An 18,181-nucleotide genomic window follows, 5' to 3' on the forward strand; every position below is an offset into this window, starting at 1 on the left:
CGAGCCGCCAGGCGAGCGTAGGTGGGCCGGGATTTCATTAAACACAGCTAGGCTCTGAGGTCATGGAGCCTGAGCCGCATCCCGACCTTGAGCCCTTGAAGTTCCTGATCGGCACGTGGGAGGGCGCCGGTGTCGGCGGCTACCCCACGATCGAGCCGTTCAACTTCGGCCAGGAGATCTCGTTCACGCACAACGGGAAGCCGTTCCTGATCTATTCGAGCCGCACCTGGCTCATCGAGCCGGACGGCACGCTGGGACGCCTGCTGGGCACCGAGACCGGGTACTGGCGTCCGCAGCCCGACCACCAGGTCGAGGTGACGCTGGCGCACCCGACGGGCATCGTGGAGATCTATGTCGGGAACGTGGCCTTCAACCGGGTCGAGCTGGTCACCGACGTGGTGGCCCGCACCCAGACGGCCAAGGAGGTCACCGGCGGCAAGCGGCTGTACGGGCTGATCGGCGAGGATCTCGGGTGGGCCTACGACATGGCCGCGATGGGCGAGAAGCTCCAGTCGCACCTGTCGGCGCAGCTCAAGCGTGTCGGCTGAGGCACCCCGGACATAAAACGATCCCCGGACCTTCCCACCCGTAGGGGGCGGGGATGGACAGGACGGGTCCATCAGTCCGGGGACCGGGTAACTGCCTGGTATTCGCCGGTCGCGTCACACGACCGGGCCGCCGAAGCGGCTACGAGGCGTGAACGGCGACTAGCGGACAGCCACCTCGCGAGTCCTAGAATCAACCATTCCTTGGACCACCTCCTTTCGCGCGTAACCCGAACGCTATGCGAGCGCTCTCGATCGAGGCAAGCGACTTTTTTCGATCACCGTGCCGCGCCCCGGGCGCCTACACTTCGGACCATGGCCGACACGTGGCAGGAGGAGTTGCGGGCGAAGGGGTACCGGGTCACCCCGCAGCGCCAGCTGGTCCTGGAAGCCGTGACCGATCTGGAGCACGCGACGCCGGAGGAGATCTGCGCCGAGGTGCAGCGCACCGCCAAGGGCGTCAACATCTCCACCGTGTACCGGACGCTGGAGCTCCTGGAGGAGCTCGGGCTGGTCAAGCACGCCCACCTCGGGCACGGCCCGCCCAACTACCACCTCGCGGCCGAGGCCGAGCACATCCATCTGGTCTGCCGCGACTGCGGGACGGTGAACGACGTCGATCCGCAGGCCGCCGAGGGACTGGCCGGCGGGCTGGAGAAGACGTTCGGCTTCGAGACCGACGTCCATCACCTCACGGTCTACGGACGCTGCCGCGACTGCCGGGACGCATGAGGGGCGCGGGCGCATAGCCTGAAGGGCATGGAGAGCCCGCTGCTGAAGCACAAGGGCGCCGTCGCCGCCGACGCGCCCGACCAGGAGATCGCCGCCCACTACGGGGAGCCCGCCCAGGAGCAGCGTGCCCTGGAGCGCGGCGAGGCGTTCACCGACCGGAGCAACCGCGGCGTGGTGCGCGTCTCGGGCCCCGACCGGCTGCGGTGGCTGCACAGCCTGCTGAGCCAGCACCTGGAGCGGTTGCGGCCGGGCGAGGCGACCGAGGCGCTGCTGCTGAGCCCCACCGGCCATGTCGAGCACCACCTGCACCTGGTGGACGACGGCGAGGCCGTCTGGGCCCATGTCGAGCCGGGCACCGCGCCCGACCTGGCGGCCTTCCTCGACAAGATGCGGTTCATGCTGCGGGTCGAGGTGGCCGATCTGAGCGACGAGTACGCGGTCGTGACCGGAGCCGGGGTCGTACCGGGGGCGCTCACCCTGCCGGACGTGGCGGGCGTGACACAGCTCGTGCCGCGCGCGGCCCTTCCCGGCCTGCCCGAGGCGGCCCGTCCGGCCGGGCTGTGGGCCTACGAGGCGCTGCGGATCGCGGCGCACCGAGCCCGGCTCGGGCTCGACTCCGACCACCGGGCGATCCCGCACGAGATGGGCTGGATCGAGACGGCCGTCCATCTGGAGAAGGGGTGCTACCGGGGGCAGGAGACGGTGGCCCGGGTGCACAACCTGGGACGTCCGCCGCGGCGGCTGGTGTTCCTGCATCTGGACGGCAGCGCCGACCGTCTCCCCGCGCACGGCTCCCCGTTGGAGATCCCTGGCGGCCGGACGGTCGGGTTCGTGGGCTCGGCGGCCCGCCACCACGAGCTGGGCCCGATCGCGCTCGGTCTGGTCAAGCGGAACGTCCCGGTGGACGCCGAGCTGCTGGCCGACGGGGTCGCGGCGAGCCAGGAGGTGGTGGTCTCCCCGGAGACGGGCGCCAACGCGAAGATCGAACTTCGTCGACACGCGGCAAAGCGGGCGTAAAACGCCTATCGCGCGGGCAAAATCGAATCTGGCACAGACGATGCCCGTTCGGCTCCCGGGTGCGGGGCGTCCGGGGCCGGGAGGTCGGTTCGGGTGGGTTGGTTGGCCAGACGGGGAGAGACCGGGCCGATGAGCGCGAACGAGGAACCGCCGCCCATCGAACAGGACGCGCCCTCGCGCAAACCCCGGCCGCAGGCGCGCCGGCGGCGCCCGCGCCGCGAGTCGGCGCTGGTGTGGTGGGGCGGCTTCGCGGTGCTGCTCCTGCTCGCCTGGTGGGTGGGCTCGTGGCGGCTCGCCCTGATCACGCTGCTGCTGTGGTGCCTGTACGAGTTCCTGCTCGTCCCGACGATCTGCCGGGTCATGACGGCCAAGGGGTTCTCGTGCCGCGAGCCCGCCAGGGGACGGCTGTTCGCCTGCGGGGCGTCCCATCAGGAGATCAAGAACGAGGCGCTGTGGCGGCTGGTCGGGCTGCGCAACCCGTTCGCCAAGGCCGCGCCGCCCGACGCCGAGCGCGACACCGGCACCCTGGTCGTCTCGCCCGAGCTGCGCAGCCGGCTGGCCCAGGCCGACCGGGCGCTGCTCATCCTGGCGGCGGTGGGCACGCTGGTGACGCTGGCCGGGATGCTCCTGGGCCTGTGAGCCTCAGACGTCCAGGATCAGCGTGATCGGCCCGTCGTTGGTGAGCGCGACCTTCATGTCGGCGCCGAACTCGCCGGTCTCGACCGTGGCGCCGAGCGCGCGCAGCTCGTCCACGACGGCCTCGACCAGGGGCTCGGCGACCGGGCCCGGCGCGGCGGCCGTCCACGACGGGCGGCGGCCCTTGCGGGCGTCGCCGTAGAGGGTGAACTGGCTGATCACCAGCAGCGGTGCGTCCAGATCCGAGCACGAGCGCTCGCCGTCGAGCACGCGCAGCCCCCAGAGCTTGGACGCCAGCCGCCGCGCCCGCTCGCCGGCGTCGTCGTGGGTCACGCCCACCAGCACCAGCAGGCCCGGACCCTTGATCTCACCCACGACGCGACCGTCCACCGTCACGCTCGCCTGGCTCACCCTCTGGACGACTGCTCTCATGACCAGGCATTCTGCCTGGCATGGGAGCAAAGACGCTCATCACGGTGGCACCCACCGGCGCCGAGTCCGCCAAGGCGGACGTCCCGGCGCTGCCTGTCACCCTTGAGGAACTCACGCAGACGGCAAAAGAGTGCGAGGCCGCCGGTGCCGCGGTCATCCACGTTCATATCCGCGACGACGAGGCGCGGCCCACCCTCGATCCCGTCCGCCTGCGCGACACCGTGCGGGCGCTTCGGGAGAGCACCGGACTGATCGTCCAGCTGTCCACCGGCGGGGCGGTCACCGACTCCTTCGACGACCGGCTCCGGGTGCTGGAGGCCGGGCCGGACGGCTGCTCGCTGACCTGCGGCACGGTCAACTTCGGCGACGACGTCTTCATGAACCCCTGGCCGTTCATGGTCGACCTCTACCAGCGCACGCAGGAGCTGGAGATCGTCCCGGAGTTCGAGCTGTTCGACCTGGGACAGATCGCGTCCCTGCACCGGCTTCTCGACAAGCACGGCGCGCCTTACGGGGGCCGGGTCCACTGCGACCTGGTCATGGGCGTTCCCGGTGGGATGCCTGGGGACGCCGCGACGCTGATCGACGCCGTCCGGGCGCTGCCCGAGGGCGCCACCTGGTCGGCCACCGGCGTCGGGCGCACGAGCCTGCCGGTGATGTTCGCCGCGCTCTCGGCCGGGGGGCACCTGCGGGTGGGCATGGAGGACACGCTCACGCTGGCCAAGGGACGTCCCGTCACGGCCAACGCCGAGCTGGTCGAGCGCGCGGTGTCCGCCGCGACGCTGGCGCAGCGCCCGCCGATGCCGACGGCCGAGGCCCGCGAGTTCCTGGGCGTCAAGGCCCGCTGACCACATCGCACGCGAGCCGCCGGCCCGGGCCGAGAGTCCGGCACCGGCGGTTTCGCTCGCGGATATCCGAAGGGGTCGTGTTGGAGAACAATCCTGTGCTGGTCGAGGTCGAGCGGTCCGGCTTCGTGGAGTCGCGGCACCGCGGCGCCGCGGTCGGGCTGGACGCCGCCGGTGCCGTCGCCGAGCGGGCGGGCGCGGTCGACGCGCCGATCTTCCCGCGCTCGGCCAACAAGCCGTTGCAGGCCGTGGCCATGCTCCGGTCGGGGCTCGATCTCGACGGCGCGCCGCTCGCGCTCGCGGCGGGCAGCCACTCGGGCGAGAACTTCCATGTGGAGGGGGCCGAACGGATCCTCGCGGGCGCCGGGCTCACGGCCGAGGCGCTGCGCTGCCCGGCCCACTGGCCGATGGACCAGCGGGCCCTGCGCGAGGTGGTGCGGTCGGGCGGCGCCGAGTCCCGGTTGCGGATGAACTGCTCGGGCAAGCACGCCGCCATGCTGGCCACGTGCGTCGCGGCGGGCTGGACGACCGGCGACTATCTGGACCCCGCCCACCCCCTCCAGGCCGCGGTGCGCGAGACGGTCGAGGACCTGACGGGCGAGAAACCCGTCGCGGTCGGCGTCGACGGCTGCGGCGCCCCGCTGTTCGCGATCTCCACCCTCGGGGTGGCGCGCGGGTTCCGGGCCGTGCTGCTGGGCGGTCCCGGCTCGCCGGAGCGGCGGGTGGCCGACGCGATGCGCGCCCATCCCGAATGGACCTCGGGGACGGGACGCGAGGAGCGGCGGCTGATGGACGCCGTCCCGGGCCTGCTGGTCAAGTGCGGGTTCGAGGGCGTGGACGCGTTCGCGTTCGCCGACGGCCGCGCCGGAGCCCTCAAGATCGACGATGGGGCGATGCGGGCGCGGACCCCGGTCACGGTGGCGCTGCTGCGCGCCCTGGGCCTGGACGGCGTTCCTGGGGCCGACCAGGAGGTGCTGGCGGAGCTCGCCACGCTCCCGCTGCACGGCGGCGAGGCGCTCGTCGGCGCCGTCCGGGCGGTGCCCGGCCTGTTCGGCCAGGGTCAGGAGGCCATGTCCTTGTAGCGGACGGTCCCCGGCGGGTAGCTGTGCGAGTACATCCCGGGGCTGTAGCGGTACAGCCCGCCCTCCATCGGGCCCCGGTGCGGCGACTGGTCCTTGCGCCGGGCGGGGTGGACCCGCCGGGACGACGCCAGGAAGACCCCCGTCAGCGCGATCAGCAGCGAGAGCGAGATGACCAGCGGGCCGAGCCACAGGCCCACGCCATGGCCGACCTGGCCCGCGTCGGCGAGAACGGTCGCGTCCATCGGATCCACCTCCACGGTGAGATGAGGGAAGCGTCCTCAATGCGATGGTAAGCGCGTTCTGACCTGCGGGGTCTCCCTCGCGCCCGGCCTTGACCGGAAAATGGCTCAGCCGAGCGCGGGGGAGACCGGGACGGGCTCGGGCGCGCCGACCGTCCGGTTGCGCCCGGCGGCCAGTCCGGGGAAGGCCAGCCCGGCCGCGATCGCCATCGACACCAGGATCGGGACCGTCCAGCCGTGGGTCGCGTCGTGCAGGGCGCCGATGGCCAGCGGTCCGAGCGCCGCGATGACGTATCCGGTGCCCTGGGCCATCCCCGAGAGCTGGGCGGCCACCCCGGCGTCGTGGGCCCGCAGCCCCAGGAAGGCCAGGGCGGTGCCGAAGCCGATGCCCTGCCCGAGGCCGAGGACGAACGCCCACAGCCACACCGAGCCGATCGGGGCCCAGCCGATCCCGGCGAAACCGATCAGGCTCAGCGCCACCACGGTGATCACCAGCGGACGTTGGTCGCCGATCCGCCGGGCGAGCAGCGGCATGGCCAGGTTCCCGACGGCCTGCGACAAGGCCGACAGCGCCAGCACGTACCCGGCGGGCGTCTCGCCGAGGCCGCGGTCCTGGCAGATCGTCGGCAGCCAGCCGATGACGACGTAGGCCAGCAGCGACTGGACGCCCATGAACACCGTCACGTGCCAGGCGAGCCGCGACCGCCACACCCGGGCGGTCATCGCGCGGGTGGGCGGCGCGGCGGGCGCGGGCCCTCCGGCGGCCCGCCAGGCGCGCGGCAGCCAGGCCACGGCCGCGAGCGCGGCGGGGATCGTCCACAGGGCCAGCGGCAGCCGCCAGCCGCTGTCGAACAGGTCCTGCACGGGCACCGCGATGCCCGACGAGACGGCCGCCCCGATCGTCACGGCCACCGTGTAGAGCGCGGTCACCGTGGTGATCGAACCCGGGAAGTCGCGCTTGATGATGGCGGGCATGGCCACGTTCCCGACGCTGATCGCGATCCCGGCGACCAGCGACCCGGTGAACAGGGCGACCGGGGCGTCCAGCAGCCGCAGCCCGAGCGCGACCACCAGCAGCGCCATCGAGGAGACCAGCAGCGTCTCGCCGCGCGGATGGCGGCGCAGGAACACCGCCGCGAGCCCGTAGACGCCGAAGAAGACCAGGGGCAGCGTGGTCAGCGCCCCCGCCGCGGTGCCCGAGAGCCCGAAGTCGTGGCGGATCTCGGTGAGCACCGGGCCGACCGAGGTGATGGCGGGACGCAGGTTGACCGCCACCAGGATGATCAGTGCCAGCCCGAGCAGGCGCTCGCGCCGGGCGGTCACCGCTCGTCCTGGCCGACCAGGCCCGCCAGGACGGCCAGCGTGGGCTCGATCACCGCGGCGGCCGCCACCGCGGCGCCGTCGGCGTCGCGGGCGGCGATCGCGTCGAGCACCGCCCGGTGCTTGGCGGGCCCGGCCTCGGGGACCTCATGGTCGAGACGGACCGCGCGCAGCGAGTCGCCCAGGCGCCGGACGAAGAACCGGCACGCCTCGACGAGCACGGGATTGCGCGCGGCCTCGACGACGCCCAGATGGAAGCGGGCGTCGGCCTCGCCGAACTCGGCGGCCTCGCAGGCCGCGTCGCGGGCCGCGAGCAGCACTTCGAGCCGGTCCAGGTCGGCGTCGGTGCGCCGCAGCGCCGCCAGCCGGGCCGCCTGGACGTCGTAGGCGAGCTGCACCTCGAAGACGTCGCGCAGGGTGGCGTGCCCGACCCGCTGGAGCAGCGGGCGCGGGTCGGCGCTGCTGCGCACGTAGGTCCCGTCGCCGCGCCGGACGTCGAGCACCCCCACATGCGACAGGGCACGGATCGCCTCGCGGACCGCGGGACGGCTGACGCCCAGCCGTGCGGCGAGGTCGAGCTCGCCCGGGATCCGGTCGCCCACCTTCCAGGTGCCGTCGCTGACCTCGGCCTGCAACTGGTCGAGCACGGCGTCCACGGTGGATCCGCCGGGCACGGGACTCAGGACCACAAACGCCTCCATAAGGCTAGATGTCAGACATCTTACCGATGGTGGCGGAAGGGTCCCCGATCAGCCCCTCCGAGGAGCCTCGTCGCGCCGGTTGCGCTGGCCCGGGTCGCCCTCGATGATCCCGCCCTGCACGGGCCCGCGGTGCGGCACGCCGCCGCGCGTGCGTTCGGGGCGCGCCCGCCTGCGCGAGGCGCGGACGGTCATCGCGATCCAGGCCACCAGCGCCAGCGCGACGATCACGGGCGCGACGACCAGCCAGTAGTTGTCCATCGAAGACACCTCCGCACCCGGCCCTACCCGGGCAGCGGAGTTCAACCGCCGCGAGCGCTCACAGGCCGCGCGACTGGGAGATCGAACCCGAGGTGGTGAGCGTGAACACGCGCATCGACTCGGCGAACTTGGACAGGTCCCATTCGGCCGGGCCCTCGTACCAGTAGAGGTTGTCGGCGCCCTCGGCCCGCTCGCCCTCGTTCTCGACCGTCTTGGCCCACGGCTCGACGGAGCCGAAGACGACCGCGTAGGGCAGCAGGCGCGAGAACAGCGCGACGCGCTGCCGCGAGGCCCCGTCGCCGGTGGGGATCTCGCCGCGTTCGAGGAACGCGCGGAAGCCGATCGTGTGGGCCAGCACGGTGGAGCCCTTGGCGGTCTTGGCGGGCATGTACTGCCCCCCGTACGCCATCGCGGCGCCCGCGATGATCACCGCGAGCCCGGCCAGCGCGAAGTCGGTGAACAGCGCCAGCGCGACGGTGCCCGCGACGCCGAGCACGGTCATGACGATGCCGGCCATCGTCCAGCGCGAGCGGACGGTGTCGGGCCGCCGGGCGAACCAGCCCTGCTCGACCACGTCGTCGTACATCGCCGAGCGGACCCGGGCGAGCTGGGTGGAGAACGTGCCGCCGAGCTCCGACAGCTTGACCGCCGCGCGGGCCGTCCCGTCCGGCGCGGTGAACAGGGCGTCGAGCAGCAGCCGCTCGTAGGGCAGCAGGTCGTCGGGACGGTCGAGGCGGCGCAGCGTCCAGTCGAGCCGCCCGGTCACCGCGCGGTCGTCCTCCTCGATCAGCAGGTAGGCGCGGACGGCCAGATCGACGATTGTGGCGGTCACGTCGATCACGTCGGCCTGCTCGTCGATCAGCGTGCCGATCTGGCCGGGACGCACGCCGTCGGGCGGTTCGAACTCCGACCCCGCCACCGGCGCGTGGTCGCCCTCGGCGGCCTTCTTGCCGACCACCCGGGCGTCGCGCCCGCGCAGCAGGTACAGCAGCAGGAAGCCGCCGACCAGCAGCACCAGAAGGCCGGCCAGCGCCAGGCCGGTGACCCCGTTGACGGAGAACGCGGTGGTGACGGTGTGGCGCCGCTCGTACAGCGCCTGCCCCTTGGTGGTGCCCGGCGGGTAGCCCACCGCCAGGGTGAGGAACTCGCCCGGCTGGAGCTGCCGCTGGCTGAAGATGCCCTGCGTGCGCGCGTGGTTGGTGTAGAACTGCGTGCAGCCGATGATGCTCTCGGGGGGACCGGCGAAGCAGTTGACGTCACGGATCATCCCGCCGCCGTCGACCGTGGCCCTGGCCTGCTCGACGGGGACCTTCCAGCCGCCGACCGCCGGCCAGCGCAGCTCCTCGATCGAGCCCATCGGGGCGATGGCGCCGCGCAGGTCGTAGTCCAGCACCACGGTGCGGTGGCCGGTGAGCGTGCTCGGACCGGTGACCTTGAGGGTGGAGCGGGTGCCCGAGTGCGACAGCGCCGCCTGCGCGGGCCCGCCGTCCGGGCTGGACGCCCGCAGGTTCTCGATCTTGTAGACCCGGTCGCGCTCGATGCCGTCGTGCGCGCGGGTGATGTAGGAGCGCTGGAAGCCCTTGCGCCCGGCGAACTCGTAGACGATCGTCTCGCGGACGTGGACGCGGCTGCCCGGCCCCACCCGGAGCGCGGCCTCGTCGCGGATGACCCGCTCGGGCGCGGCCGACGCCTCCTTCGCGGTCGCCGGGACCGGGAGGGCCAGGGGGACGACGGCGGCGACGGCCAGAGAGGCGATCAACGGCCGCACAAATGCGCGCATGGCCGCACATGCTAGCGGCCCGGGGTGACGGCCGGTCTCCACCGTCCTGACCTGGGCTGATCGGGTTGTGCGATGATTTTCCGCTATGACCGGCCATTCGCCCCCTCCGGCGCTCGCACGCCCGCAGGGGTCGCCGGTTCACGACCCCTATCGTCACGGTCCGGCGCGGCGCCCGCCCCGCAGGACCGCGGGCGGGGCGATCGCCGGGCTCGTCGGCACCCTGGCCGCGCTCGCGGTGGCGGGCATCCTCGGGTACACCGCCCTCGGGCCGGACGACGGCGCCCGGGGCACCGGCCTGCGCTCGGAGCGCTCGGTCAGCCGCGAGGCCGCCACGCGCAGCCCGCTGTACGCGACGGGCACGCTGACGCCGGTGAAGTGCAGGCTGTCGGTCCTGTCCCCGGGGACGGCGTCGATGCGCCGGTTCATGGACGGGCTCAGCGACTGCCTCGACGCGTCCTGGGAGAAGCAGTTCGGCAAGGCGCGGATGGAGTTCGAGCGTCCCAAGCGCGTCTTCTGGGACCAGCCCGGACGCAGCCCGTGCGGCACCTACCCCAGCCCGGGGACGTCGGCGTTCTACTGCCCGGCCAACGGCACCATGTACGTCGGCCTTCGCCACATCGTCGAGACGTCGGGCGGCGAGCCGCTGGCGCACTCGGCGGTGTTCGCCCGGGTGATCGCGCACGAGTACGCCCACCACGTGCAGGAGCGCGCCGGGATCCTGGCCTACGGGCAACGGGAGATGGAGCGGACGAGCGGCCCGCCGCGCGCCGAAGCCAGCCGTCGCATCGAGCTCCAGGCGCAGTGCCTGGCGGGCGCCTTCCTCGGCGCGGAGCGGGCCACGCTGCCGATGACCCGGCGGCAGTACACCGCGATGATCAACGACGTCCGGGGACGGGGCGACGAGCACCAGGCCGAGAGCAGGCGCGACCACGGGTCCTCGCGCAACTACGCCGGGTGGGTCGTGCGGGGGTACCGGGACGAGCGTCCCGCCGCCTGCAACACCTGGACGGCCTCGTCCGCCGCCGTCGGCTGACGTCCGCTCCGGGGCGCCCGAATCGCCTGAGATCATGGTGAAAGCCCTTGTGAGCGATGTCACGGGCGGGTGCTAGCAAGCGTGCTTGCAATTGCAAGCACCATGACGCAGGGTGGGAACATGGCAAGTTCGAAGGTCGGCTCGATCGGCGAGTACATCCGGGAGCAGCGCACGCGGGCGAAGATCTCGCTGCGGCAGCTCGCGGACGTCTCGGGGATCTCCAACCCCTACCTGAGCCAGATCGAGCGCGGCGTGCGCAAGCCGAGCGCCGAGATCCTCCAGCAGATCGCCAAGGGTCTGCGGATCTCCGCCGAGGTGCTGTACGTGCAGGCCGGCATTCTGGAGGCCCGCGAGGCCGACACCGATGTGCAGGCCGCGATCCGGGCCGACCTGGTCCTCACCGAACGGCAGAAGCAGGTGTTGCTCGACATCTACGCGTCGTTCCAGAAGGAGAACGAAGCCGAGGGCGTGCTTTCCGACGAAGGGGAGCCCGCGCAGCCCGAGAACGCCTCGCCCGCAGCCGCGCCGTCCAAGGACGCGGCCGGGCCACCCGAAGGAAAGGAAGAAGTCGGATGACGCTCGCCAGCACCCTCCGCGAGAACAAGGCCGTCTACACCCTGGCGGGGGCCGGTGACCTGGCCGTCGAGAAGATCCGCGAGGTTCCCGAGCAGGTCACCAAGGCCCGCGAGACCGCCACCCGGTACCAGGACAAGGCCAGCGAGACCGCCCGCGAATACCAGGGCGACGTCCGCGAGACCGTCGGCAAGTACCGCGAGCAGGTTCGCGGCACCGTGGACAAGTACCGCGTCGAGGTCCGCGAGAACGTGACCAAGCTGCAGGACCGGGTGGAGGTCAAGGACCTTCCCGGCGCCGCCGTCGCGTACGTGACCCACTTCGGCACCCGCACGTTCGAGTTCGTCGACGAGCTGGCCGAGCGCGGCAAGCGCGTCGTGCACCGCGAGGCCGTCGAGGTCGCCGAGCTCACCGAGCCCGAGCCCAAGCCGGCCCCCAAGGCCCGTGCCGCGCAGCAGAAGAAGACCGCGCAGGCGCAGGCCAAGGCCGCTCCCGGCGCCAAGAAGACCCAGGCGTAGCCGCGATCGAGCGGACGGGCCCGGCCGGGATCACCCGGCCGGGCCCGCGCGTTCAATAGGGTGGGTACTCCGATGTGCGCGCGCGACGAGAGGTGCTGGCAATGCTGACGGAGGGGCTCTTCTACTTCTTCTGGTTCCTGGCGGTCGTCGCGTTCGTGTTCGAGGTCCTGGCGCTGATCGACATCCTCCAGGTCCCGGAGGGCGCCTTCGCCGCCACCGACAAGCAGACCAAGAAGCTGTGGCTGATCCTGCTGGTGGTCGCCAACGTGGTCGGGCTCGGCGGCGCGGTGGGCTTCCTGTCGCTGCTGTCGTTCCTGCCGATCGGCGCGTTCATCGTCGCGGCGATCTATCTCGCCGACGTGAAGCCCGCCGTCAAGCCCTACAAGAAGAAGGGCGGCAAGGGCGGCGGCTCCAACTCCGGCCCCTACGGCCCCTGGTAAGCGGACGTGACCACCCATGACCACGGGCGCACCGCCCGGCTCGAACTCGACGACCAGGCGCTGCGCGAGTGGGAGGCGCTCGTGCTCCACTCCGACGCCGAGGGCGTCGTCCTCGACCGGTCGGCGTTCTACCCCGGCGGGGGCGGCCAGCCGCCCGACCGGGGCGTCCTGCTCTGGCAGGGCGTCCAGACGCGCATCGCCGGGGTGCGCAAGGGCGACGACCTGGTGCTCATCCCCGAAGAGGGCGACCCCGTCCCGCCGGTGGGCACGAGCGTGCGCTGCGCCGTCGAGGACGACCGCCGCACCGCGCTGATGCGCACCCACTCGGGCCTGCACCTGCTGTGCGGCGTGGTGTTCCGCGACTACGGCTGCCTGGTGACGGGCGGCAACATGGACGAGCTCTCGGCGCGGATGGACTTCGACCTGCGCGAGGTCCCGCCCGGGTTCAAGCAGGCCGTCGAGGACGCCTGCAACCTGGAGGTCGAGCGCGACCGGCGCATCGAGGTCAGCACGCTGCCTCGGGAGAAGGCGTTCGAGATCCCCGACATCATCCGCACCGCGACCAACCTCGTCCCGCCCGAGGTCCAGGACGTGCGGATCGTCGACATCGTCGGGCTCGACACCCAGGCCGACGGCGGCACCCATGTGGCCTCGACCCGGCAGATCGGCCGGATCACCGTGGCCAAGGTCGAGAACAAGGGCCGCGGCTTCCGCCGCCTGCGCATCAAGATCTCCGACTAGGGCACCGGCTCCAGTTCGAGCTGTTCGGCGACGGGCGGCGGCGGTGGCGACGGGGCCGGTTCGGGGCGCCGGTGGCCCGGCCACCACCAGTTGGCGTGGCCGAGCAGGCTCATCAGCGCGGGCACCAGCACCAGCCGCACGATCGTGGCGTCCACGGCCACCGCGACGGCCAGGCCCAGCGCCATCATCTTCACCGTCGGGTCGGGCTGCGGCACGAACCCGGCGAAGACGAAGATCATGATGAGGGCGGCCGAGGTGATGAGCCGGGCGGTGGCGCCGATGCCCACGACCACGCTCTCGTGCGGGTCGCCGGAGCGCTGGTACTCCTCCCTGATCCGCGACAGCAGGAAGACCTCGTAGTCCATGGAGAGCCCGAAGATCAGGGCGAACATGAACAGCGGGACGAACGACATGATCGGCACGGCCTGGTCGATGCCGAGCAGGCCGACGCCCCATCCCCACTGGAACACGGCCGTGACCACGCCGAACGAGGCGCCGATCGACAGCAGGTTCATCAGCGCGGCCTTGATCGGGACGATGATCGACCGGAACGCGATGACCAGCAGGAGCAGCGCCACCCCGACCACCGCGACCACGACGCCGGGCATCCGGTCGCTGACCCTGGACGCCAGGTCGATGATCGCCGGGTTCTCGCCGCCGAGGTAGACGGTGGCCTCCGGGTGCTGGGCCCGCACGGCCGGGATCTCGTTCGTGCGCAGCCGCTCGACCAGCGCGGTGGTCGCCTCGGTGTGCGGCGGACCCTCGGGGATGACCCGGAGGAACGCCGTGGAGCCCGCGACGACCGGCTCGGAGGTGAACGCGATGCCGGGGACCTCCGCGACGCGCTGCCTGAGCTCCTGCCCGATGCGGGCCGCCCGGACGTCCGGCTTCTTGGTCAGATCGGGGGCGCCCTTCACCCGGGGCGCCGCCTTCGGCGACGGCGAGGGCTTCACCGCGGGCCCGGTGAGCCCGGACAGCCCCTCGGGCCCTTTGACGACCGGCACCTCCCGCTCGCGCGGCCTCTCGGCCGACGGGACGCGGACGACGATGACGAACGGGCTGTAGTGGCCCGCGCCGAACTCCTCGGCGACGACGTCGTAGGCCTGGCGGGCGCCCATCGACGGCGCGGCGATGCTGTCGGCCATCACCCCCGGCCGCAGCGAGAGGGCCGGGACGGCCGTCCCCAGCAGGATCAGCGTGGCGAGGATCGCGTAGGGCCAGGCGTTGCGGTCGACATGGCGTCCCCAGCGCATCCAGCGCTCCGCGCTGCGGTCGGGACGCGCGCGCGGCAGCCGGTAGCGGTCGATGCGCGTGCCCAGCGCGCCGAGGACGGCGGGCAGCAGCGTCAGCGCCGCCAGCACCATGAGCCCGACCGTGACCGCCGACGCCAGCCCGATCCGGCCGACGAAGGTGATGCCGGACAGGAACAGCCCGCAGATCGCGAAGACGACCGTCCCGCCGGCGAAGACCACCGCGTGCCCGGAGTGGGCCATGGCCCGGCCGACCGCCGTCTCGACGTCGTCGCCCTCGGCGAGCTGCTGCCGGTAGCGGGTCACGATGAACAGCGCGTAGTCGATCCCGGCGCCGAGGCCGAGCATGGCCGCCACCATCGGCGCCGTCGGGTGCAGCTCGAACTGCGACGCCGAGAAGTGGATCAGCGAGTACGCCACGGCGAGCCCGCACAGCGACACCAGGATCGGGATGCCCGCCGCCAGGAACGAGCCGAACGCCAGCAGCAGCACCACCAGCGCCAGGACGATGCCCAGGCCTTCCTGGGGGCCGCCCTTGGGCTGGTTGAGGAGCATGGCGGCGATGCCGCCGAACTTGACCTCCAGGCCGGCCATCCGGGCCGGTTCGACGGCCGTCTCCAGGCGCTTGAGGTCCTCGGCCTGGACGTCGCCCATCGTCCCGGCGAAGTTGAGCCGGACGACCACGGCGTCGTGGCTCTTCATCCCGCCGAAGCCCTCGACGTAGGGGTTCTCGACGAACGCGACCCGGTCGAGCGCGTTGATGTTCTCGATCGACCGGCCGACGGCGAGCGCGACGCGCCAGTCGCCCGGGCTCGCGTCGGCGGTGGAGTGGAAGACCGCGGTCGCGGTGGGGCCGGTGAAGGCGGGGAAGTCGTGCTTGAGCGCGTCGATGGACCGCTGGGTCTCGGTGCCGGGCAGCGAGCTCTGCTGGACGAACATGCCGCCCTGGGCCAGGCCCAGCGCGCCGGTCGCGAGCATGAGGACCAGCCACAGCTCGAAAACGGTGCGCCGGCGCCGCACGCACCAGCGGCCGAGACCGTCCAGGAAACGCGCCATGATCGGCAGAAAAACACGTCCGGTGCAGTTTTGCAATAGTTGCAACTTTGCAGTCGTGGTAATTTGTGTGGCATGGATCACGCCGGGCGCGCGGGCCTGCGCGAACGCAAGAAGCGGCAGACCCGCCGGGCCATCTCCGACGCCGCGCTGCGGCTGTTCGCCGAGCGCGGCTACGAGGAGACGACGATCGCCGACATCGCCGCCGCCGCCGAGGTGTCACCGCGCACGTTCTTCAGCTACTTCCCGAGCAAGGAGGACGTGGTCTTCGCCGAGCTCGACGACCGGATGGCCGAGGTCGCCGAGGGCCTGGCCGACCCGCCGCCCGGCGAGGCGCCGCTGGAGACCATCCGCCGGGGCACGGTGGAGATCTTGGAGGCGCTGGCGACCGAGCACGGCGATTACGGGGCGGTCCAGGTGCGGCTGGTGCTCGAACGGCCGTCCCTGCAGGCCCGCGCCCTGCAGCGGCTGGACGAGGCGCAGCGCGAGATCGAGGCCAGGATCCACGAGCTGTGCCCCGGCATCGACGCGATCGACGCGGTCGCGGTCTCCGGCGTCGCCTGCGGGGGAATGCACGCGGTGATCCTGCACTGCCGCCGCCACGGCCACAGCGCCGAGCAGACGCGGGCGGCGCTCGATCGGGCGCTGGCGATCGTGGAGAACGGCCTGGCCTCGGTGGCGGCGCTGACCCGTCCGTCCGGCCCCTGAACACCGGGCTCCGGCGCGGTGGCGCCCGCGCCGGAGCCCGGCCCTCACCGGGCCGCCTCGCGCGAGGCCCGCTGGAACAGGACGAACAGCCAGGTCATCGAGGGCACCAGGATCAGTGCCCCGGCCCCGAGCGCGGTGAACACCACCTCCAGGACGACGTCCTGCGCGGCGGCGGCGTCCAGGTCGAGCCCGGCCATCTCGGCCGCGCCCCACAGCACGCTGACCACGGCGAGGGCGCCGGTCGCCCGGACCGCCAGGTACGAGCGCTTCACCAGCAGGACGAGCGAGACGACTCCGGCGGCGGCCGAGAGCAGTAGCAGGGGCGACTCGACGCTGTAGGCGAGGGCACCCGGGAGGGCGAGCAGCCCGACCGCCACACCGGACATGAGGGCGTAGCCCCGGAATCGCAGCGACACGGTGTCGTCGGCCAGGCGCCGGGCGTCCCAGATCAGGTAGACGGCGGCCAGGTACGCGCACAGGGCCGTGGTCAGCACGCCGCCGTAGATCCCGGTGAGGCTCAGCCAGCCCGGGCCGCCGGTCGCGATCGTCGCGGCGACCGCGCCGAGGCAGAACGGCGTGACGATCGAGGAGACCCCGAAGATCCAGGCGTACCAGCCCTGGTCGGGGACGGCCTTGCTGAACACGAACGTGCTGCCCCGGGCGACGATGCCGAGCGCGGCCAGCGAGAGCGGCACCCAGTGCTCGCTCATCACCTCGGCGAAGACGGGCGGGAACGCCGTCCAGGTCATGACCATCACGAAGATCAGCCAGACATGGTTGGCCTCCCAGAGCGGGCCCATCGCATGCTCGATCACGTGCTTCTCGTCCCGGCGGCGGCTGGTCAGGTGCCAGAGCCCGGCGCCGAAGTCGGCGCCGCCGAACAGCAGGTAGGCCGAGAGTCCCAGCAGGATCAGTCCCAGCGCGATGTCGGCGAGGTTCATGCCTCCACCTCCGGACGGCGGCGGCGCATCCGCCGCAGGACGCTGACGGTCGCGATGGCCAGGACGGTGTAGACGACCAGCACGATGTAGAGCCCGAAGCGAAGGCCGGGGTTGGGGTTGACGGCCTCCTCGGTGCGCATCACCCCGTAAACGATCCAGGGCTGGCGTCCGACCTCGGTCGTCGTCCACCCGGCGAGCATGGCCACCGCGGCGGCGACGCCCGACAGCGCGGCGGCACGCAGGAACCAGGTCCGGAAGGGCAACTCGGAGCCGGGCCTGCGGCGGCGCCACCACCAGGCGAAGGCCCACCAGGCGGCCAGCGCGAGCAGCGCCATCCCGATCGCGATCATGATCTCGAAGGAGATCTTGACGACCTCGGTGGGCGGGTGGACGTCGGCCGGGAAGGAGTCCAGCCCGCGAAGCGTGGCGTTGGAGTCGAACCTCAGCAGCAGCGACAGCGCGTTGGGGATCTCGAACACGGCGAACCGGAACGGCACCCCGGCCTCGGTGTGCTCGACGCCCTCCATCGCGGCGAACTTGATCGGCTGGTTGTCGGCCACGAATCGCACGGCCCAGTCGCCCACCAGCACCTGGAGCGGCGCGCAGACCGCGCCCAGCGAGAACGGGATCGCGAACCCGAGCCGGTTGTAGCGGTCGTCGCGTCCGGCCCTGCGGTCGCGCAGCAGCGCCACCGCGTAGACCGAGGCGACCACGAACCCGCAGACCATGAGCGAGGCCAGGATCAGGTGGACGGCCTGGACGGGCGTGGCCGGGTTGAACATGGCCGCGAGCGGGTCGACGTCGGTGACCTCCCCGTTGACCAGCTTGAACCCGCGCGGCTGGTTCATCCAGGAGTTCACGGTCACCACGAACGACGCCGACAGCAGCCCGGCGATCACGACGGGCACCCCGGTCAGGAAGTGGACGCGCGGCGACAGCCGGTCCCATCCGTACAGGTAGATGCCCATGAAGATCGCCTCGATGAAGAACGCGAGTCCCTCCAGGGCGAAGGCGGCGCCGAAGACCTGCCCGTACTTGTCCATGAAGCCGGGCCACAGCGTGCCCATCTCGAACGACAGCACGGTGCCCGAGACGGCCCCGACCGCGAACAGGACGCCCGCCGCCTTCATCCAGCGCCGGGCGAGCTCGGCGTAGACGGCGTCGCCGGTGCGCAGCGACCGCCATTCGGCCAGCAGGGTGATCGCGGGAAGCCCGATGCCGATGGACGCCAGGATGATGTGAAACCCCAGCGTGAAGGCCATCTGCTGGCGGGCCGCCACGAAGTCGGCGGGGGAGGCCGCCCCGCCCGAGTCGGTGAGGAGCGCGAGAGTGCTCAT

21 protein-coding genes are annotated in these 18,181 nt (G+C 72.2%); 12 read left to right on the forward strand and 9 right to left on the reverse strand.

The window, feature by feature from the left end; translation table 11 throughout:
- Positions 1–62 precede the first annotated feature (62 nt).
- The 4 genes from ACQPY4_RS04620 to ACQPY4_RS04635 all read left to right on the forward strand — a co-directional run bounded on the left by ACQPY4_RS04620 (position 63) and on the right by ACQPY4_RS04635 (position 2,933).
- The gene (locus tag ACQPY4_RS04620; protein WP_433332748.1) at positions 63–548 is read left to right on the forward strand and encodes an FABP family protein; all 486 of its coding nucleotides are present in this window, start codon (positions 63–65) and stop codon (positions 546–548) included.
- A gap of 312 nt (positions 549–860) precedes the next feature.
- A complete protein-coding gene (locus ACQPY4_RS04625) occupies positions 861–1,277 on the forward strand; it encodes a Fur family transcriptional regulator (protein ID WP_433332750.1) in 417 nt (138 codons plus the stop codon).
- Positions 1,278–1,304: 27 nt separating this feature from the next.
- Complete coding sequence (locus tag ACQPY4_RS04630; protein WP_433332752.1) at positions 1,305–2,294, forward strand: YgfZ/GcvT domain-containing protein; 990 nt, start codon at positions 1,305–1,307, stop codon at positions 2,292–2,294.
- Positions 2,295–2,423: 129 nt separating this feature from the next.
- Positions 2,424–2,933, forward strand: a complete 510-nt coding sequence (locus ACQPY4_RS04635) for a hypothetical protein (protein ID WP_433332754.1) — start codon at positions 2,424–2,426, stop codon at positions 2,931–2,933.
- Between the two features lie 3 nt (positions 2,934–2,936).
- On the opposite strand, the gene dtd is transcribed toward ACQPY4_RS04635, so the two are convergent.
- Complete coding sequence (gene dtd, locus ACQPY4_RS04640; protein ID WP_433332756.1) at positions 2,937–3,362, reverse strand: D-aminoacyl-tRNA deacylase; 426 nt, start codon at positions 3,360–3,362, stop codon at positions 2,937–2,939.
- A 20-nt stretch (positions 3,363–3,382) separates the two neighbouring features.
- On the opposite strand from dtd, the gene ACQPY4_RS04645 reads away from it, so the two are divergent.
- Entirely contained in the window at positions 3,383–4,210 is an 828-nt protein-coding gene (locus ACQPY4_RS04645) for a 3-keto-5-aminohexanoate cleavage protein (RefSeq protein WP_433332758.1), read from the forward strand.
- An 80-nt stretch (positions 4,211–4,290) separates the two neighbouring features.
- Positions 4,291–5,289: an asparaginase gene (locus ACQPY4_RS04650; protein WP_433332762.1), complete on the forward strand. Its 999-nt coding sequence runs from the start codon at positions 4,291–4,293 to the stop codon at positions 5,287–5,289.
- Here the strand turns inward: ACQPY4_RS04650 and ACQPY4_RS04655 are convergent.
- The 5 genes from ACQPY4_RS04655 to ACQPY4_RS04675 all read right to left on the reverse strand — a co-directional run bounded on the left by ACQPY4_RS04655 (position 5,268) and on the right by ACQPY4_RS04675 (position 9,587).
- The gene (locus tag ACQPY4_RS04655) at positions 5,268–5,531 is read right to left on the reverse strand and encodes a hypothetical protein (RefSeq protein WP_433332764.1); all 264 of its coding nucleotides are present in this window, start codon (positions 5,529–5,531) and stop codon (positions 5,268–5,270) included. The two genes, ACQPY4_RS04650 and ACQPY4_RS04655, sit on opposite strands and share 22 nt — an antisense overlap.
- 105 nt (positions 5,532–5,636) lie before the next feature.
- Positions 5,637–6,851 carry a CynX/NimT family MFS transporter gene (locus ACQPY4_RS04660; protein ID WP_433332766.1) on the reverse strand — a complete coding sequence of 405 codons (1,215 nt, stop codon included), beginning with the start codon at positions 6,849–6,851 and terminating at the stop codon, positions 5,637–5,639.
- Positions 6,848–7,537, reverse strand: coding sequence for a FadR/GntR family transcriptional regulator (locus ACQPY4_RS04665; RefSeq protein ID WP_433332768.1), 690 nt, complete (start codon positions 7,535–7,537; stop codon positions 6,848–6,850). The genes ACQPY4_RS04660 and ACQPY4_RS04665 overlap by 4 nt, the downstream gene beginning before the upstream one ends.
- A gap of 60 nt (positions 7,538–7,597) precedes the next feature.
- Positions 7,598–7,807, reverse strand: a complete 210-nt coding sequence (locus tag ACQPY4_RS04670; RefSeq protein ID WP_433332770.1) for a hypothetical protein — start codon at positions 7,805–7,807, stop codon at positions 7,598–7,600.
- Between the two features lie 58 nt (positions 7,808–7,865).
- Positions 7,866–9,587 (reverse strand): DUF2207 domain-containing protein, encoded by a 1,722-nt coding sequence (locus ACQPY4_RS04675; protein WP_433332772.1) that lies wholly within the window; start codon positions 9,585–9,587, stop codon positions 7,866–7,868.
- A gap of 85 nt (positions 9,588–9,672) precedes the next feature.
- On the opposite strand from ACQPY4_RS04675, the gene ACQPY4_RS04680 reads away from it, so the two are divergent.
- The 5 genes from ACQPY4_RS04680 to ACQPY4_RS04700 all read left to right on the forward strand — a co-directional run bounded on the left by ACQPY4_RS04680 (position 9,673) and on the right by ACQPY4_RS04700 (position 12,892).
- Positions 9,673–10,620, forward strand: a complete 948-nt coding sequence (locus tag ACQPY4_RS04680) for a neutral zinc metallopeptidase (protein WP_433332774.1) — start codon at positions 9,673–9,675, stop codon at positions 10,618–10,620.
- 120 nt (positions 10,621–10,740) lie between these two features.
- Complete coding sequence (locus ACQPY4_RS04685; protein WP_433332776.1) at positions 10,741–11,196, forward strand: helix-turn-helix domain-containing protein; 456 nt, start codon at positions 10,741–10,743, stop codon at positions 11,194–11,196.
- Entirely contained in the window at positions 11,193–11,711 is a 519-nt protein-coding gene (locus tag ACQPY4_RS04690; RefSeq protein WP_433332778.1) for a hypothetical protein, read from the forward strand. The genes ACQPY4_RS04685 and ACQPY4_RS04690 overlap by 4 nt, the downstream gene beginning before the upstream one ends.
- 101 nt (positions 11,712–11,812) lie before the next feature.
- Positions 11,813–12,151, forward strand: coding sequence for a DUF2516 family protein (locus ACQPY4_RS04695; RefSeq protein WP_433332780.1), 339 nt, complete (start codon positions 11,813–11,815; stop codon positions 12,149–12,151).
- A gap of 6 nt (positions 12,152–12,157) precedes the next feature.
- Positions 12,158–12,892, forward strand: coding sequence for an alanyl-tRNA editing protein (locus ACQPY4_RS04700; protein WP_433332782.1), 735 nt, complete (start codon positions 12,158–12,160; stop codon positions 12,890–12,892).
- On the opposite strand, the gene ACQPY4_RS04705 is transcribed toward ACQPY4_RS04700, so the two are convergent.
- Positions 12,889–15,198, reverse strand: coding sequence for an MMPL family transporter (locus ACQPY4_RS04705; protein WP_433332784.1), 2,310 nt, complete (start codon positions 15,196–15,198; stop codon positions 12,889–12,891). The genes ACQPY4_RS04700 and ACQPY4_RS04705 overlap by 4 nt on opposite strands.
- Positions 15,199–15,270: 72 nt before the next feature.
- Between ACQPY4_RS04705 and ACQPY4_RS04710 the strand changes: the two genes are divergently transcribed.
- Positions 15,271–15,903: a TetR family transcriptional regulator gene (locus ACQPY4_RS04710; RefSeq protein ID WP_433332786.1), complete on the forward strand. Its 633-nt coding sequence runs from the start codon at positions 15,271–15,273 to the stop codon at positions 15,901–15,903.
- A gap of 44 nt (positions 15,904–15,947) precedes the next feature.
- Here the strand turns inward: ACQPY4_RS04710 and ACQPY4_RS04715 are convergent, their stop codons facing one another.
- Positions 15,948–16,844: a cytochrome d ubiquinol oxidase subunit II gene (locus ACQPY4_RS04715; RefSeq protein WP_433332788.1), complete on the reverse strand. Its 897-nt coding sequence runs from the start codon at positions 16,842–16,844 to the stop codon at positions 15,948–15,950.
- Positions 16,841–18,181, reverse strand: a complete 1,341-nt coding sequence (locus ACQPY4_RS04720; RefSeq protein ID WP_433332790.1) for a cytochrome ubiquinol oxidase subunit I — start codon at positions 18,179–18,181, stop codon at positions 16,841–16,843. The genes ACQPY4_RS04715 and ACQPY4_RS04720 overlap by 4 nt, the downstream gene beginning before the upstream one ends.

The sequence above is a fragment of the Spirillospora sp. CA-294931 genome (assembly GCF_050946795.1).
In the GTDB taxonomy this organism is placed as follows: domain Bacteria; phylum Actinomycetota; class Actinomycetes; order Streptosporangiales; family Streptosporangiaceae; genus Spirillospora.

Coding starts and splice junctions, on each gene's coding strand:
- ACQPY4_RS04620 (WP_433332748.1), top strand. CDS start 63: ATGGAGCCTGAGCCGCATCCCGACCTTGAGCCCTTGAAGTTCCTGATC.
- ACQPY4_RS04630 (WP_433332752.1), top strand. CDS start 1,305: ATGGAGAGCCCGCTGCTGAAGCACAAGGGCGCCGTCGCCGCCGACGCG.
- ACQPY4_RS04675 (WP_433332772.1), bottom strand. CDS start 9,587: ATGCGCGCATTTGTGCGGCCGTTGATCGCCTCTCTGGCCGTCGCCGCC.
- ACQPY4_RS04670 (WP_433332770.1), bottom strand. CDS start 7,807: ATGGACAACTACTGGCTGGTCGTCGCGCCCGTGATCGTCGCGCTGGCG.
- ACQPY4_RS04710 (WP_433332786.1), top strand. CDS start 15,271: ATGGATCACGCCGGGCGCGCGGGCCTGCGCGAACGCAAGAAGCGGCAG.
- ACQPY4_RS04635 (WP_433332754.1), top strand. CDS start 2,424: ATGAGCGCGAACGAGGAACCGCCGCCCATCGAACAGGACGCGCCCTCG.
- dtd (WP_433332756.1), bottom strand. CDS start 3,362: ATGAGAGCAGTCGTCCAGAGGGTGAGCCAGGCGAGCGTGACGGTGGAC.
- ACQPY4_RS04680 (WP_433332774.1), top strand. CDS start 9,673: ATGACCGGCCATTCGCCCCCTCCGGCGCTCGCACGCCCGCAGGGGTCG.
- ACQPY4_RS04690 (WP_433332778.1), top strand. CDS start 11,193: ATGACGCTCGCCAGCACCCTCCGCGAGAACAAGGCCGTCTACACCCTG.
- ACQPY4_RS04685 (WP_433332776.1), top strand. CDS start 10,741: ATGGCAAGTTCGAAGGTCGGCTCGATCGGCGAGTACATCCGGGAGCAG.
- ACQPY4_RS04705 (WP_433332784.1), bottom strand. CDS start 15,198: ATGGCGCGTTTCCTGGACGGTCTCGGCCGCTGGTGCGTGCGGCGCCGG.
- ACQPY4_RS04695 (WP_433332780.1), top strand. CDS start 11,813: ATGCTGACGGAGGGGCTCTTCTACTTCTTCTGGTTCCTGGCGGTCGTC.
- ACQPY4_RS04715 (WP_433332788.1), bottom strand. CDS start 16,844: ATGAACCTCGCCGACATCGCGCTGGGACTGATCCTGCTGGGACTCTCG.
- ACQPY4_RS04720 (WP_433332790.1), bottom strand. CDS start 18,181: ATGAGCACTCTCGCGCTCCTCACCGACTCGGGCGGGGCGGCCTCCCCC.
- ACQPY4_RS04655 (WP_433332764.1), bottom strand. CDS start 5,531: ATGGACGCGACCGTTCTCGCCGACGCGGGCCAGGTCGGCCATGGCGTG.
- ACQPY4_RS04625 (WP_433332750.1), top strand. CDS start 861: ATGGCCGACACGTGGCAGGAGGAGTTGCGGGCGAAGGGGTACCGGGTC.
- ACQPY4_RS04645 (WP_433332758.1), top strand. CDS start 3,383: ATGGGAGCAAAGACGCTCATCACGGTGGCACCCACCGGCGCCGAGTCC.